General features: G+C 70.5%; 11 protein-coding genes and 2 tRNA genes. 3 read left to right on the forward strand and 10 right to left on the reverse strand.

Features of this window, described 5'->3' with window-relative positions; genetic code table 11:
* Positions 1 to 9: 9 nt before the first annotated feature.
* The 3 genes from tig to QRN30_RS08300 form a co-directional block, all read right to left on the reverse strand.
* A complete protein-coding gene (tig, locus tag QRN30_RS08290) occupies positions 10 to 1,317 on the reverse strand; it encodes a trigger factor (RefSeq protein ID WP_017886005.1) in 1,308 nt (435 codons plus the stop codon).
* Positions 1,318 to 1,370: 53 nt separating this feature from the next.
* A tRNA-Pro gene (locus tag QRN30_RS08295) sits at positions 1,371 to 1,447 on the reverse strand.
* Positions 1,448 to 1,541: 94 nt separating this feature from the next.
* Positions 1,542 to 1,817: a hypothetical protein gene (locus QRN30_RS08300; protein ID WP_071252277.1), complete on the reverse strand. Its 276-nt coding sequence runs from the start codon at positions 1,815 to 1,817 to the stop codon at positions 1,542 to 1,544.
* Positions 1,818 to 1,871: 54 nt separating this feature from the next.
* Between QRN30_RS08300 and QRN30_RS08305 the strand changes: the two genes are divergently transcribed.
* Positions 1,872 to 1,942, forward strand: a tRNA-Gly gene (locus tag QRN30_RS08305).
* A gap of 454 nt (positions 1,943 to 2,396) precedes the next feature.
* Here the strand turns inward: QRN30_RS08305 and QRN30_RS08310 are convergent.
* The 6 genes from QRN30_RS08310 to QRN30_RS08335 all read right to left on the reverse strand — a co-directional run bounded on the left by QRN30_RS08310 (position 2,397) and on the right by QRN30_RS08335 (position 11,019).
* Positions 2,397 to 3,362 (reverse strand): endo-beta-N-acetylglucosaminidase H, encoded by a 966-nt coding sequence (locus QRN30_RS08310; protein WP_284760859.1) that lies wholly within the window; start codon positions 3,360 to 3,362, stop codon positions 2,397 to 2,399.
* 85 nt (positions 3,363 to 3,447) lie between these two features.
* Positions 3,448 to 6,474, reverse strand: a complete 3,027-nt coding sequence (locus tag QRN30_RS08315; protein WP_284760861.1) for an alpha-mannosidase — start codon at positions 6,472 to 6,474, stop codon at positions 3,448 to 3,450.
* A 14-nt stretch (positions 6,475 to 6,488) separates the two neighbouring features.
* Complete coding sequence (locus QRN30_RS08320) at positions 6,489 to 7,850, reverse strand: glycoside hydrolase 5 family protein (RefSeq protein WP_284760862.1); 1,362 nt, start codon at positions 7,848 to 7,850, stop codon at positions 6,489 to 6,491.
* Positions 7,850 to 8,836 carry a carbohydrate ABC transporter permease gene (locus QRN30_RS08325; protein WP_284760863.1) on the reverse strand — a complete coding sequence of 329 codons (987 nt, stop codon included), beginning with the start codon at positions 8,834 to 8,836 and terminating at the stop codon, positions 7,850 to 7,852. The genes QRN30_RS08320 and QRN30_RS08325 overlap by 1 nt, the downstream gene beginning before the upstream one ends.
* A complete protein-coding gene (locus QRN30_RS08330) occupies positions 8,833 to 9,711 on the reverse strand; it encodes a carbohydrate ABC transporter permease (RefSeq protein ID WP_017886011.1) in 879 nt (292 codons plus the stop codon). Before QRN30_RS08330 ends, QRN30_RS08325 begins: the two co-directional genes overlap by 4 nt.
* Before the next feature lie 33 nt (positions 9,712 to 9,744).
* Complete coding sequence (locus QRN30_RS08335; protein ID WP_284760865.1) at positions 9,745 to 11,019, reverse strand: ABC transporter substrate-binding protein; 1,275 nt, start codon at positions 11,017 to 11,019, stop codon at positions 9,745 to 9,747.
* A gap of 118 nt (positions 11,020 to 11,137) precedes the next feature.
* On the opposite strand from QRN30_RS08335, the gene QRN30_RS08340 reads away from it, so the two are divergent.
* The gene (locus QRN30_RS08340; protein WP_083389429.1) at positions 11,138 to 12,169 is read left to right on the forward strand and encodes a LacI family DNA-binding transcriptional regulator; all 1,032 of its coding nucleotides are present in this window, start codon (positions 11,138 to 11,140) and stop codon (positions 12,167 to 12,169) included.
* Between the two features lie 262 nt (positions 12,170 to 12,431).
* Here the strand turns inward: QRN30_RS08340 and QRN30_RS08345 are convergent, their stop codons facing one another.
* A complete protein-coding gene (locus tag QRN30_RS08345; RefSeq protein ID WP_284760867.1) occupies positions 12,432 to 13,127 on the reverse strand; it encodes an AraC family transcriptional regulator in 696 nt (231 codons plus the stop codon).
* Between the two features lie 132 nt (positions 13,128 to 13,259).
* Here QRN30_RS08345 and QRN30_RS08350 point away from each other — a divergent pair, with 132 nt between their 5' ends.
* Positions 13,260 to 14,843, forward strand: a complete 1,584-nt coding sequence (locus QRN30_RS08350) for a sensor histidine kinase (RefSeq protein ID WP_017886015.1) — start codon at positions 13,260 to 13,262, stop codon at positions 14,841 to 14,843.
* Positions 14,844 to 14,877: the final 34 nt, after the last annotated feature.

The following is a 14,877-nucleotide window of genomic DNA, read 5'->3' on the forward strand; positions in this document are numbered from 1 at the left end:
TCGAGATCGTTACTCGGCGTCCCCTGCCGGCTCCTGCGCGACGCCCGCCGTGAAGGCGGACAGGTCGACGGCGTCGCCGTTGGTGTCCTTGACGGTCACCTTGGACAGGACGGTCGCGACCGCCTTCGAGCGGGCGACCTCGCCGACCATGCCGGGGATCTGGCCGTTCTGGTCGATGACCTTGATGAACTCGGCCGGCTCCATGCCGTACTGCGCGGCGGCCTGGATGAGGTACTGGGTCAGTTCCTCCTGCGAGACCTGGATCTCTTCCTTCTCGGCGATCGCGTCGAGGAGGATCTGCGAGCGGAAGGCGGTCTCGCTGGACTCGGAGACCTCCTTGCGGTGCTCCTCGTCCTCGAGGCGGTTCTCCTGCTCGAGGTGACGGTGCACCTCGTCGGCGATGAGCTGCTCCGAGATCGGGATGTTGACGTCCTCGGTGAGCTTCTCGACGAGCTTGTCGCGAGCCGCGGCGCCCTGACCGAAGGTCTTGGACTTCGCGATCTGCTCCTTCAGGTCCGCCTTGAGCTCGTCGATGGTGTCGAACTGGCTGGCGATCTGGGCGAACTCGTCGTCGGCCTCGGGGAGCTCGCGCTCCTTGACGGCGGTGACGGTGACGGCGATCTGGGCGGTCTCGCCCTCGCGGTCGCCACCGACGAGCTTCGACTCGAAGTTCGTCGACTCGCCGGCGGTCAGGGACTCGAGCGCCTCGTCGATGCCCTCGAGCAGGTCGCCGGAGCCGATCTCGTAGGAGACGCCGGTGGCCGAGTCGACCTCGTCGTCGCCGATGCTGGCGGTGAGGTCGATCTGCGCGAAGTCGCCGGTCTTCGCCGGACGGTCCACCGTCACGAGCGTGCCGAAGCGGGTGCGCAGGTTCTGCAGCTCCTCTTCGATCTCGTCGTCCGACACCTCGACGGCGTCGACGGTGAGCTCGTACGAGGAGTAGTCCGGCAGGTCGAACTCGGGGCGGACGTCGACCTCGAAGGTGAGGACGAGGTCGCCGGTGAAGTCCGCGACGTTCGGCAGCTCGGCGACGTCGGCCTCGGCACGGCCGAGGATGCGCAGCTCCTGCTCTTCGACCGCCTGGCGGTAGAAGTTGTCGATGGCGTCACCGACGGCGTGGTTCAGGACCTCGCCGCGGCCGACACGCTGGTCGACGATCGCGGGCGGGACCTTGCCCTTGCGGAAGCCGGGGATGTTGATCTGCTCGGCGATGTGCTTGTAGGCGTGGTCGATGCTCGGCTTGAGATCGTCCGGCGTCACGTTCACGGTGAGCTTGACGCGGGTGTCGCTCACCTTGTCGACGGTGCTGGTGGCCAAGGGATGTTCTCCTGTTGGTTGACGTTCGTGTGGTCGGTGGTGCTCGGAGGACCTGGTCGGGGCGACAGGATTTGAACCTGCGACCTCCCGCTCCCAAAGCGGGCGCTCTACCAAGCTGAGCTACGCCCCGTTGGTTCGTGCCAGGGATCAGCCGCACACACCGAGGGGCGCATGCGACCCCGGTGAGTCTAGCGGTCCGACGGCGCACTGTTCCCGGGGGTTGCTCAGTCGTCCTCCGCGGCGCGTCGGAGACCCCGCCGCCACCGGATCCCGACGACCACCTGGACCCCCAGGGCGGCCACCGCGAGCAGCAGCCCGACGACGATCCGCCAGACGTGCAGCAGTGCGTGCGCGGGCTGCGACTGCGGGTCGCCGAACAGGTCGGGGCGCAGGGACAGGACCGCGGCGGCGAGGAGCACCAGCACGTACGAGACCACCCGCGACCGGCGGATCGTGCGTTCGGCGCCGGCGTCCGGCTTCGGGATGACGCGCGTCGGCATGTCGGTGCTCGTTCGTCCGCTACGATGGTCGGGCTGCGCCTGGTGCGCAGGCGCGGGGATGTAGCTCAATGGTAGAGCCCCAGTCTTCCAAACTGGCTACGCGGGTTCGATTCCCGTCATCCCCTCTCTTCGTCCCCTTCCTGCCGTCGCCGCACGGTGCGGTGTTGTTCGGCCCGTGCGCGGTGGGTCGTTCTGTGCGATGTCGTTCCGGCACACCGAGCGATCAACTCCGCACGGTGTGGACACGTGCGCACCGTGCATCTCGCCACCATCCAGAACCCGCCAGACCACAAGCCAGCGCGCGCCACGTACCCGTCGTCGGGTACCGATCATCACGTGGGTGGGCATCGTGGGAACAGCATCGTACGGCCGCGGCGTCGAGCGCGCCGGGCCGGGGTTCGTTCTCGGTGGATGACGGTTCCGGTTCACGATCCCCGAGGTCAGCGAACCGGAACCGTCAAGGGCGAGGAAGAACTGGGGCCTCCCCCGGAACAGCGGGACCCGGACGGCGGACGCGCCCCGCGCCTCCAGGCCGGAGCCGGGGAGCACGGGGCGCGAGCCGCCGTCAGGACGGACGCGTCAGCGGTACGACGCGTCCTGTCCGTACAGCACCTTGGTGAAGGAGGAGACGTACGCGGACTCGTCGCCTCCCGGCAGGTTGTACGTCATGAAGACGCCGTACCCGTCGGCCTTCGTGCGCTGTGCGAGCGACACCGCGGTGGCCTGCGGGGTGTTCTGGATGTCGACCGCGGCGGCGGACAGCTTCGACTTCGGCAGGCCCGGGATCGTCGGCGCCGTGTAGGTGCCGTAGTACGGGTTCCAGGCGTAGTCGAGCTGCTTGCCGATCGACGGGCTCGCGGTCTTCAGGGCGTCGGACGACGGGCCGATGTCGTAGAACGAGATGATCTTGCCCGGCATGTCCGCACGCAGGGCGCTGATGAGCCAGCCGATGGACTGCTGGTTCGGCTGCGGGGTGCCGTTCACGCCGTAGTCCGAGTACTCGTCGTCCAGGTCGACGCCGTCGAGTCCGTACTTCTTCACCGTCGCCGAGACCTGCGCCGCGAAGTCCCGTGCCGCGGCCTTCGTCGGGAAGTTCGCCAGTCCGGCGCCCTGGTGGTTGCCGAGCACCGACAGCGTCACCTTGATGCCCTTGGCCTGCAGCGGGCGGATCTGCGTGGCGGCCTGGTCGAGGGTCCGCTGCACGTTCTCGTTGTTGTACAGGACCGCCTTGCCGTCCTCGTAGTTGATGTTCGCGGCGAAGATGATCGCCACGTCGAACGCGTTCGCGCCGTTCTCCAGCGTGTACCGGCCGACGTTGGCGAGCTCGTCGTTGTTCACCTCGACGTAGGCGATGCTCGTCGGCCCCGACTTGGTGGGCGCAGCGTGGTGCCCGTGACCGTGGCCGCCGCCGTGGGACGCACCGTGGCCGTGCCCGTGGCTCGATCCGGACGAGGAGGGCGCCGCGGACGCTGCGGCGGGCACCAGTGGCGCCGCGAGCATGGCGACCAGTGCGGTCGCGATGCTGAACTTGGTGGACTGCTTCATGACACTCCTCAGCGAGTGACGAACCGGTCGGCGGTCGCCGACCGGGGGCCGCCGCCGGGACACCCGAAGTCCCGGCGGCGGAGTCTCAGGCGCGCGTGCGCGGGAACCGGAAGGTGCGGACCTCGTAGGCGTCGACGGCGAACGAGGAAGCGTCGACCGCCGCGCCCGAGGCCAGCGGCTCTTCGAGCAGCGTCACCTCGGCAGCCGGCCCGAACGCAGCCCCGTCGGCCTCGGACACCGCGATGCCCCCGGTCCCCCGCTGCCCGGACGGCTCGTAGACGCGCACGACCAGGTCACCGGACCGGTCGTCGGCGAGCTTGACGCTCGACAGCACGACGTCGCCGGAGACCTGCACCAGCGGGTCGAAGCCGTGCGCCCCGGTGATCGTCCGCGCGCCCGCGTTCATCCGCACGCCGGCCGACGTGGCGCCGAGCTGGTCGGTGCCGATGACGATGCCGTAGCGGTGCGTCTGCACGCCCTGGTCGGTCTCGGGGTCCGGGAACCGGGGTGCTCGCAGCAGCGACAGCCGCACGGTGGTGGTGACGTGCCCGTCGACGGCGTCGCGCGTGGTGTCGAAGCCGTGGATCGAGTCGTTCACGAGCGCGACCCCGAAGCCCGGTTCGGACACGAGCACGTAGCGGTGCATCGAGGTCTCGAACTTGGCGGCCTCCCACGAGGTGTTCGTGTGCGTCACCCGCTTCTGCGCGCCGAACTGCGTCTCGGCGACGGTGTGCTCGGCGCGGACGTCGAGCGGGAACGCCACCTTGAGGAACTTCTCGGTCTCGTGCCAGTCGGTCACCTGATCGAACTCCAGGGTGCGCGACCCCGGCGCCAGGACGATCTCCTGCGTCACCGTCGAGTCGCCGAACGCCCGGGACACGACGACCCGTGCGACCCCGGACTCGTCGACCGACGCGGTCAGCCCGGTGGTCGCCACGAGGTCCTCGACGCGGTTGCGGTAGTACCGGTCGACGTCCCATGCGTCCCACATGTTCGGGAAGTCCTGGTGCAGCTGCAGCAGGTTCGCCGCCTGGCCGGCCGCGATCGCCTCGCGTCCGCTCGCCAGGTCGACGGCGCTCGTCACGAGCCCCTGCGCGTCGACGACGACCCGCACCAGCTCGTTCGCCAGCACGTACCCGCCGTCCTGCTCGGTCAGGGACACGGCGGTCGCCGCCGTCACGTCGGTCGCCACGACCGCGCCCTGCGCCGGCGCACCGGCCTGGAGGAACGGGGCCGGGTTCACGACGACGGCCGCGTCCCCGGCGCCGGCGAGCGCCGAGAGCGCCCGGTCGATGATCGCGGTCAGCGCCGCGGCCGTCTCGGCGTAGCGCTCGACCGCTTCGCGGTGCACCCATGCGATCGAGGTGCCCGGCAGGATGTCGTGGAACTGCTGGAGCAGGACCTGCTGCCACAGGGCGTCGAGCTCGTCGTACGGGTAGGCGAAGTCGGTGCGGGCGGCGGCGGTCGCGGCCCAGAGCTCGGCCTCGATGAGCAGCTGCTCGCACCGGCGGTTGCCCTGCTTCGTGCCGTGCTGGCTGGTCAGAGTGGCGCGGTGTAGCTCGAGGTACAGCTCCCCCACCCACACGGGCGGGTCGGGCAGCTCGGACTTCGCCCGGTCGAAGAACGTGTCGGGGTGCTCCCAACGGACCTTCGCGCTGCCCTCGAGGTCGGCCAACCGTGCTGCGGTGCCGGTCATCTCGCGGGTGGTACCACCGCCGCCGTCGCCCCAGCCGACGGGGGCGATCGAGCCGGTGGCGAGCCGGTTCTCACGGAACTGGCGGGAGGCCTTGGCGACCTCGCTGCCGGACAACCGCGAGTTGTAGGTGTCCATCGACGGGAAGTGCGAGAACACCCGTGACCCGTCGATGCCCTCCCACAGGAACGTGTGGTGCGGGAACTTGTTCACCTGGTTCCACGAGATCTTCTGCGTGAAGAACCACTCGAAGCCCGCGCGGCGCATGAGCTGCGGCAGCGCCGGCGAGTACCCGAAGCTGTCCGGCAGCCAGACGCCCTTGGGCCGGATGCCGAACTCGCGCTCGAAGAACCGCTGGCCCTGCGAGAACTGCCGGACGATGCTCTCGCCGGTCGGCATCACGGTGTCGGACTCGACCCACATGCCGCCGATCGGCAGGAACCGGCCGGCCTCGACCGCAGCCTTGACGCGGGCGTAGACCTCGGGGCGGTGCTCCTTGATCCACGCGTACTGCTGCGCGCTCGACATGCCGTACAGGAAGTCGTCGGTCTGGTCGATGAGCTCGGTCATGGTCGACGTGGTGCGGGCGACCTTGCGGATGGTCTCGCGCACGGGCCAGAGCCAGGCGGAGTCGATGTGGGCGTGCCCGATGGCCGAGATGGTGTGCGCCGAGGCCTCGGCGGGAGCGGCGAGCACGTCGGCGAGCGCCGCGCGGGCGTCGGACGCGGTCTCCGGGATGTGCTGCAGGTCGAGCGCGTCGAGGGCGTCGTCGAGGGCCTGCAGGATCCGCATGCGTCGGGGCCCGGCGGGCAGCTCGGCCTGCAGTTCGAGCAGGACGTCGATGTCGAGGGCGAGTTCGTGCACCTCGGACTCGAAGACGGCGAGCTCCATCCGGCGGGTGGCGTAGAGGCGCTTCGAGGACGAGGTCTGCACGTCGCCCTCCTGCGTCGGCAGGAAGGGGTGGTAGTCGAGCAGGACGGGGTTCGACGCGGCCTCGACGAACAGTTCGACGGTCTCGCCGCCCTCGGCCCGCTCGGTGACCAGGACCCACTGGTTGCGTGGGTTGATCGACTTCACGGGGGTGCCGTCGGCCAGGTACACGAGCCCCTCGCACTGGAACCCGGGCATGTTCTTGTCGAAGCCGAGGTCGATCACGGCCTCCACCCGGCGCCCGGCCCACTCGGTCGGCACGGTCCCGGTCAGCCGGAACCACGTCGTGCCCCAGGCCGCGCCCCACGGGGTGCCGACCTCGTAGGGCTCGAACGTGAGCGCGAGTCCCTCGGCGGGGGCGATCGGCTCACCGGGGAGCTCGTGCCAGGCAACGTCGAGCGGCGTCGCCGTGGCGTGCACCGCGGGGGTGATCCGCTCGTCGAGCACCCGTCGGGCGCGTCCGGTGGTGAGGGGGATGTCGTCGTGCATGGGGCCTTCCGGGGTCAGGGCGTGGTCGCGGGGTGGGCGACGCGGACGGTGGTGGTGTCGAGGTCGGACGGCACGTCGACGCAGCGGTCGATGCCACGGTCGGCCAGCAGTGCCGTGTCGGACAGTCGGGAGCGCAGGACGACCTGGGGGCCACGGCCGTCCGGCGCGGCCTCGGCCAGCGCGAGCCAGGCGGCGGCGAACCGCCCGCCGGGGGCGCAGTCGGCGCGGGTGCCGCGGCGGTCGGTGCCGTCGGTCAGCACGTCGTCGAGGACGAGTGCGGTGGCCGGCGGCGCTGCGGGGGCGTCGCGGGTGCGCTCGGCACGGGCGAGGGCGGCGAACGCCTCGCCAGCGGGCTTCAGCCGTCCGTCGTTCGTGAACAGCCCGAGGTCGTACTCGAGCTCGGGGAAGTCGGCGAGGGACCGCGCGACGTCGTGGGAGCACCACCACGTCACCCCGAGCACGTGCTGCGCGTCGAGGACGTGCCGGATGGTCTGCTCGGTGAACGCGGCGGCGTCGGCGGGGTCGACGACGTTGGTGGGGGCGCCGACCTCCTGCAGCCAGTTCGGCCGGGCGGCGTCGCGGTTCCAGGCCGCGGCGAGCTGGAGCAGGTACTCCCCGTGCCGCACCGACCCGGGCCCGAGGGCGCCGTGCAGGGCCGCCGAGCCGTTGAACACCCACGAGTGCGTGACCGTTGCGTCGCCGTGGTCCGCCGCGTGCTCGGGGCCGAAGGGCTGGGCGTCGTCGTACCAGGCCGCGTCGTACTGCGCGACGGTGACCAGGGGCCCGGGACGCGACCCGGTGGCGGACGGGACCGACGAGGCGGCGCCGAGCCGCGCCTCCAGACCAGATCCCAGCCCCGCTCGCGCCGCCGCGACCATCGCCGCCGCCCACGCGTGCCCCTGCTCCGCCGAGACGGCGTGCGGCGCGGGGTGCGGCGCGTGCGCGAACTGGTTGACCTCGTTGCCGATGGTGATGCCGAGCAGGTTCGGCTTGTCGGCGACCGCTCCGGCGAGCGCCCGGACGTACGCGGCGGTCGAGGCGACCACGTCCGGGTCGGTGAACATGTTGCGGCGGTGCCAGCTGTCCAGCCACGACGGCACGAAGTCGAAGCTCGACAGGTGCCCCTGCAGGGCGTCCACGTTGACGTCGAGCCCGAACGAGCCGGCGAGGTCGACGACCGTCGCGACGTCGTCGAGGGCCTGCTGCCGGATGAGGGTCCGGTTGGGCTGGACGACCGGCCAGAGCGGGAAGATCCGCACGTGGTCGGCGCCGAGCGACGCGATGGCCTCGAGGTCCCTGGCGGTGTCCGACGGCGAGAAGTCCAGCCACGAGTGGAACCAGCCGACCGCGGGCGTGTAGTTGACCCCGAACCGCATCAGCCCTTCACACCGCCCTCTTCGACGCCCTTGAAGAAGAAGCGCTGCAGGACGGCGAAGATCACGGCGATCGGGATGAACGCGATCATGGTGCCGGCCGCGATCATCCGCTGGTCGGTGGCGAACGTGCCCTGCAGGTACTGCAACCCGACGGTCAGGGTGAGGTTCTCGGGCGACTGCAGCACGATGAGCGGCCACAGGAAGTCGTCCCACGCCCCGATGAACGAGAAGATCGCGATGACGGCGATCGTCCCCTGCACGGCGGGCAGCGAGATGTAGCGCAGCCGCTGCAGGGCGTTCGCACCGTCCATCACCGCGGCCTGGTCGATCTCCTCGGGGATCTGCCGGAACGCGTTGAACATCAGCAGGACGTTGAGCGCCGCGATCATGCCGGGCAGGGCGACGCCGACCAGGTTGTCGGCGAGGCCGAGGTCCTTCACGGTGACGAACTGCGAGATGATCGTCGCTTCGCCGGGCAGCACCAGGGTGCCGAGGAACAGGCCGAGCACGAGCTTCCGGTGCCACCACTGCAGACGGGCGAGGGCGAAGCCGGCCAGGGTCGCGAACACGATGTTGCCGAGCACGTCGATCGCGGCGACGAGCAGCGAGTTGCCGATGTACCGCCACACCGGGATCGCGGCGGCGACCTTCAGGTAGTTCTCGATGGTCGGTTCGGACGGGATGAACGACGGGTTCGCCGTGTAGATGTCCTCACCGGCGCCCTTGAGCGACGTGGACAGCTGCCACAGGAACGGGCCGATCGTGATGAAGAGCACCACGATGAGCAGGACGTAGCGGACGACCTTCTCGCGGGTGGACATGACGCCCCAGACCGCGCGGCGCCGCTTGCGTCCGTCGCGTCCGCCTCGTCCGTTCTGCCTGGAGGCCCGTCCAGCGCCCGTCGCGCCGGTCACGTCCGGCGTCGGGCTGGCGGCGCCCTGCGCGCCGCCGATGACGGGTTCGGTCGTGCTGGTCGTGTTCGTCACTTGTCCGCCTTGCTGTTCATCCGGGCGAGGGCGAGCATCGGCACGAGCGTCACGACGAAGAGCAGGAGGCTCAGTGCGGACGCGTAGCCGAGGTTGCCGGTGAAGCCGCGGGCGTACTGCTGGATGAGCATGACGAGCGAGTTGTCCTGCCCGCCGGGTCCGCCGGTGCCGTTGGTGAGGATGTAGAGCTCGCTGAACACCCGGAGCGCGGAGACGCACACCAGGATCCCGACGAGCGTCATGGTGCCGCGGACCCCGGGCATCGTGACCGACCAGAAACGTCGGACCGCGCCGGCGCCGTCGAGGGCGGCGGCTTCGTGCAGGTCCTTGCCGACGTTCCCGAGGGCGGCCAGGAAGATGATCATGTAGTAGCCGAGCCCCTTCCACACCGTCAGGCTGATGGCGCTGAGGAGCAGCAGCCACCGGTCGGTCAGGAACGGGACGCTGCCCTGCACGACGCCGAGGGCCTGCGCCATCTCGTTGATGACACCGCGGTCGTCGAGGATCCACGTCCAGATGAGCCCGACGACCACCGCGGACGCGATGACCGGCGTGTAGAACGCGGTGCGGAAGAACGCGATCCCGGGCAGCTTCTGCTGCACGAGCACCGCGATGAGGAGCGGAAGGACCGTCAGCAGCGGCAGGCACACCGCCATGTAGATGACGCTGTTGAGCAGCGCCTCCCACACCTGCGGGTCGGCGAGCAGGGTCTCGAAGTTCTTGACCCCCACCCACTGGCTGACGCCGCCGAGCGGGCTGGCGTTCGTGAACGACAACCGGACCGTGTTGATCGATGGCCACAGGCTGAACGCGACGAGCCAGATCAGTGCCGGCAGGACGAGCAACCAGGGTGTGTACCAGCGGTTGGCGCGCATGGCGATCCTCCCTCTTCTTTCGTCGGGGCCGGATCAGCCGTTGGCCAGCAGGCTGTTCATCTTGGTCTGAGCGGTCTCGAGCGCCTGCTTCGGCGCCACCTGCCCCTTCATCGCGAGCGCGATCTGCTGGTCGAGGAAGTCCGTCATCGCGGAGTTCGCCTCGACCGGGTTGATGACTTTCGCCGACTTCAGGGCCTCGTTCGCCAGGACCCGGGCCTCGCCGTTCACGGTGCCGTCGTCCTTCGAGAAGTACGGGTCGGACTGCGACGACGTGGTGGACGGGAAGATGTTCACCTTGTGGGCGAACGCCTCCTGGTTCTTCGCGTTCGTCATGAACTTCGCGAAGGCCTCGGCGGTGGCGAGGTGCTTCGACTTGCTCGACACCGACAGGCCCTGCACGTAGAGCGGCGGGGTGTCGAGTGCGGGGCTGACGGTGACCTTGCCCTTGAGCGACGGGTTGTTCTTCTCGAAGTCGGCGAGCGAGGTGGCGCCACCGGTCGTCCAGGCGACCTTGGCCTGTGTGAACAGGGTGGAGTTGCCGAGGTAGTCGCTGTTCAGCACGTTGGAGGGCATGTAGCCGTCCTGGTACGCGTCCTTGTAGCGGTCGATCAGGTCGGCGGCCTTCGACGAATCGGCGAAGGTGAACTTCGTGCCGTCGGCGTTGAGCACCTTGACGCCGGCGAGCGTGAAGTCGCCGAGGCCGGGCTTCCGGCTCATCAGGTAGTCGGTCGGGCAGTTGTCGTGCATGGTCTTCGCCTGCGTGAACAGCTCGTCGGTGGTCTTCGGCGGGTTCTTCGCGTCGAGGCCGCACTTGGCGAACATCGTCGAGTTCCAGTAGTTCACGTCGGTGTTGAGGTACCAGGCGTACCCGAACGTGCCGTCCACTCCCTTGTACTCGTACGAGTCCACCGCGCCGGCGACGTACGTGCTGGCGAGCTTCGAGTCGTCCTTCGCGACGTCCTGCAGGAACCCGCGCTTCGCGAGCGGCAGGGCGATGTCCGGCGGCAGGTTGATCACGTCGGGCAGGCTGTTCGACGAGGCCTGGCTGAGCACCTTGTCGGCGTACCCGTCGCCCGGCTGGTCCTGCAGCTTGACCTTGGCGTCCGGGTGGGCTTCCTCGAAGTCCTTGATGACCCCGTTGAGGTACCCCGTGTAGGTGGGCGTGAGTGCCCAGGTCTGCAGGGTGATGGTGCCGCTGATCTCGCCGCCGCCGTTGTCGGCCGCGTTCCCGCCGCTCGAGCAGCCGGTCAGGACGAGCGCCGTGGCGGCGGCCGTCGCGAGCAGCGCGGTGGCGCGGCCCCTCGTCATGCGTGTGGTGGTCCTCATGGCGTCTGACTCCCTCGTCATAACTGAACCGGTTCAGCAGCAGTCACCGAACCCGTGTGTGGCAGCCACTGTGAATGACTAAAGCGCTATAGTCAACCCCGTGGCCACCAAGCGTCGAACGACGATCGCCGACATCGCCGCGCGGGCCGGCGTGTCCATCAGCGCGGTGTCGTTCGCGTTGAACGACCGCCCCGGCGTCTCCGACGAGACCCGTCGCCGCGTGCGCGAGATCGCCCGCGAGCTCGATTGGCAGCCGCACACCGCTGCCCGGGCGCTCGGCGGCGCGAAGGCCGGTTCCATCGGGTTCGTGCTGAACCGCCCGGCCCGGACCCTGGGCACGGAGTCGTTCTTCGGCGACCTGATCTCCGGTATCCAACTCGGCCTCGCCGGCACCCACGTCGGCATGAACCTGCTCGTCGCGCGCGACGCCGAGGAGGAACTCGAGACCTACCGGGACTGGTGGCGGGGCCACCGTGTCGACGGCGTGATCGTGATCGACCCCCGTCGCGACGATGCCCGGCTCGCCCTGCTCGCCGACCTCGGCATGCCCACCGTCGTCGTCGGCTCGCACCCTTCCCCCGACGGCGCCGCCCCCACGGTCTGGATCGACGACTCGGACGCCACCGACACCGTCCTGCGGTACCTGCACGCGCTCGGGCACCGGCGCATCGCCCACGTCGCCGGGCGGCCCGAGTTCGAGCACACCGCGATGCGCATGGACCGGCTGCGCGCCTTCGCCGCAGACGAAGGGCTCGACGACACGGTGTCCGTACCGACCGACTACTCCGCCGAGGCCGGCGCGAGCGCCACCCGGACCCTGCTGTCCCGGAGCGTCCGACCGACCGCGATCGTCTACGACAACGACGTGCTCGCCGTCGCCGGGCTGGGCGTGGCGAGCGAGATGGGCGTCGCGGTGCCCGGGGACGTCTCGATCGTGTCCTTCGACGACTCGGCGATGATCCGGCTCGTCCGCCCCGCGATCACCTCGCTCACCCGCGACACCGTCGAGCTCGGACAGCGTGCGGCGACCCTGCTGCGCGCGCAGATCGACGCCAGCGCCCCGCTCCCCTCACGCCCGGGTCCCTCGCTCACCCTGAGCGTCCGCGAGTCCACCGGCCGCGCCCCCGCCTGACCCGCACCGGACGTCGGCGCCGACGACTCGCTCCCGCCGCCGCCGCGCCCCCACCTGACCCGCTCCCGCTGCCGCCGCGCCCGCCGCAGCTTCCGAAGCGCGGCGCGGCTGCCTGCACCTGGCGCGCACGCACCGCACTGCGCCGACGCGGGACGACGTGGTCTTCTCCGCGCCGTGACGGTTCTGGTTCACGAAACCCGAGGATCGCGAACCAGAACCGTCATCGACGCGGAGCGGAACCTCCTTCTCCCGCGGGCGACGGTCACCGGCGGTTCCTCGGGGGTCGGACCCGCTCGAGGGCACGCCACATGGACGACGTCGTGCTGAAGCCGAAGCGGGTCGCGACGTCGGACGGGCGGTCGCCCCGCGCGAGTGCGCTCCGGACGGCGAGACTGCGGTACCAGCGGCCGAGCTGCGCGGGCGAGCATCCCGTCGCTGCGACGCACCGGCGCTCGAGGGTGCGCTCCGACATGTCGATGTCGGCGAGGAGCGCCCGCACGGATGGTTGACCGGCCGGATCGAACAGGCGGTCGAGGATCCGCGCGAGACCGTTGTCGCCGAGCATCGGGGGCGGGTTGTCGCGGAGCACCGTCGTGACGACGAGCCGGGCGAGGGCCTGCTGCTGCGCGCCGTGCCACCTGCCGCCGTCGAGGTGCCCGACGTGGCGCAGCGCGAGGCCGACGTCGGGCGAGGGAGCGCCGGGCGGGCCGGTCGTCGCGACGGGTGGGAGCGCGAGGACCTCGTCGGCGAGCGGGCCGAGCGTTGCGGTGCCGACGTCGACGATCGCGATGTCGTCTCCGCGCCGGATCCAGACGGAGCGGGACCGCGTCGCCACCCAGACGTGCGTGCCCGTCGGTTCGACGTCGAGCGTCCATGCCTCGTCGTCGGAGCGGACCTCGGTGCCCGGCCCGACCTGGAGCCCGACGGCGTCGATCAGTGCTCGGAGCGCATCAGCCATCCGACGAGCGTGATCCACGGGCAGGACGCGCGGACGTGGAGCGGGCAACCTGTGGAAGAGGGGGGATAACCCCACCCGGGGTGGGGAGAGGGCAGGATGGGGGAACGGCTCCGCGATCGCGAGGCTGGATGCATGACCGACACCGACCGCCTCGACCAGGCGCGAACCGTCCCGCTGGACGACGTCACGCCTTCGCCCGACCAGGCCCAGACCGTCCCACTGGGCGAGTCCGTGCCCCCTGGAGCCACCAAGCCGATGCCCCAGTACCCGCGCCAGCACCAGCACGACACCGGGGACACTCAGGGTGCCCGGCAGTCCCCGCCGGCGTCGTGGAGCGCCACCCCGCGCGTCGGGTCCGGCCCGGTCGGCGACCCCGGTTCGGGTCGTGGGTCCGGCATGACCGCTGGACAGTTCTACCGCGACGCGTGGAGGCGCCTGCCGCGGGACTTCGGCTACATGGCACTCACCGCCGTACTGCTCTGCACGCTGTACTTCGCGTTCCCGGCGGCGGTCTTCGGCGGCGGCTTCCGCGACCTGTTCAACCCGTTCGTCCTGCTCATGTTCTTCATCGCGCTGTTCGTGGCGCGGTGGCTCGGACAGTTCGAGAAGCTCCGCATGAGCTGGGCCGACCGACGCCCGATCCGCCCGGTGGACTGGACGCCCCGCTGGCAGCAGAACTGGTGGACCCGCACCGGCTCGGCAGTCGCCAACCCGCACTACTGGCTCTACCTGCTGCACGCCGCGGTCGTCTACCCGCTCGTCGCGGTCGCGACCGTCGGGACCGGTGCACTGCTGCTCGTCGGCTTCGCCTGGCCGATCGTCGTGGGCGGACTGTACTTCGCGAACAACGTCCGGGTCGGCTACTTCACGGACAGCGTCGGGTTCGTGACCGGCGTCGGTGCCCTCGGCCTGCTGTCGATGACCGCTTCGGTCGTGCTCTTCCCGCTCTGGGCCCGCGGGTCCGTCCTCGCGCACTACTGGGTCGACTTCGGCCTGCTGGGTGGCTTCCGGGCCGAGCAGCTCGAGCAGCGCGTCGCCGGCCTGCAGGCCTCCCGTGCCGGTGCCGTCACCGCCGAGGGGCAGGCGCTCCGCCAGATCGAGCGCGACCTGCACGACGGCCCACAGCAGCGGCTGGTGCGACTCCGCATGGACCTGTCCGCCGCCGAGCGCGCCTTCGAGAAGGACCCCGAGAAGGCCAAGCAGCTCATCGGTGAGGCATCCGAGCACGCCCAGGACGCCCTCGACGAACTGCGCGCACTGTCCCGCGGCTTCGCCCCGCCGATCCTGCTCGACCGCGGACTCGTCGCGGCGCTCGAGGCACTGGTCGCCCGCACCCCGATCCCGGTGGGCCTGGACGTCCGGCTGCCCGAGGGCCTGGAGCTCGCCACGGAGATCCAGCGCAACGTGTACTTCACGGTGAGCGAACTCCTGACGAACACGATGAAGCACGCCGGCGCCACCACCGCCGGGGTGTACCTCGGCCTGGTCGTCGACGCCTCGGGTCTCTGGTACCTGACGGTCAGCGTCACCGACGACGGCCGGGGTGGCGCACGACCGCAGCAGGGCCACGGGATCGAGGGCCTGATCGGCCGCATGCGGGCCCTCGACGGCGACCTGGTCGTCTCGAGCCCCGAGGGCGGCCCGACCGAGGCCACCGCCCGGATCCCCCTCGGAGCCCTGAACGGCGTGCCGACGGCGGCGAACCAGCGGTCGTGACCCCACGGGGGCGCCCGCGCTCCCACTAGGCTGG

The organism is Curtobacterium sp. MEB011, from assembly GCF_030209655.1.
Classification (GTDB): domain Bacteria; phylum Actinomycetota; class Actinomycetes; order Actinomycetales; family Microbacteriaceae; genus Curtobacterium; species Curtobacterium poinsettiae.

Coding starts and splice junctions, on each gene's coding strand:
- QRN30_RS08300 (WP_071252277.1), bottom strand. CDS start 1,817: ATGCCGACGCGCGTCATCCCGAAGCCGGACGCCGGCGCCGAACGCACG.
- QRN30_RS08310 (WP_284760859.1), bottom strand. CDS start 3,362: ATGAAGCAGTCCACCAAGTTCAGCATCGCGACCGCACTGGTCGCCATG.
- QRN30_RS08315 (WP_284760861.1), bottom strand. CDS start 6,474: ATGCACGACGACATCCCCCTCACCACCGGACGCGCCCGACGGGTGCTC.
- QRN30_RS08320 (WP_284760862.1), bottom strand. CDS start 7,850: ATGCGGTTCGGGGTCAACTACACGCCCGCGGTCGGCTGGTTCCACTCG.
- QRN30_RS08330 (WP_017886011.1), bottom strand. CDS start 9,711: ATGCGCGCCAACCGCTGGTACACACCCTGGTTGCTCGTCCTGCCGGCA.
- QRN30_RS08335 (WP_284760865.1), bottom strand. CDS start 11,019: ATGACGAGGGGCCGCGCCACCGCGCTGCTCGCGACGGCCGCCGCCACG.
- QRN30_RS08345 (WP_284760867.1), bottom strand. CDS start 13,127: ATGGCTGATGCGCTCCGAGCACTGATCGACGCCGTCGGGCTCCAGGTC.
- QRN30_RS08350 (WP_017886015.1), top strand. CDS start 13,260: ATGACCGACACCGACCGCCTCGACCAGGCGCGAACCGTCCCGCTGGAC.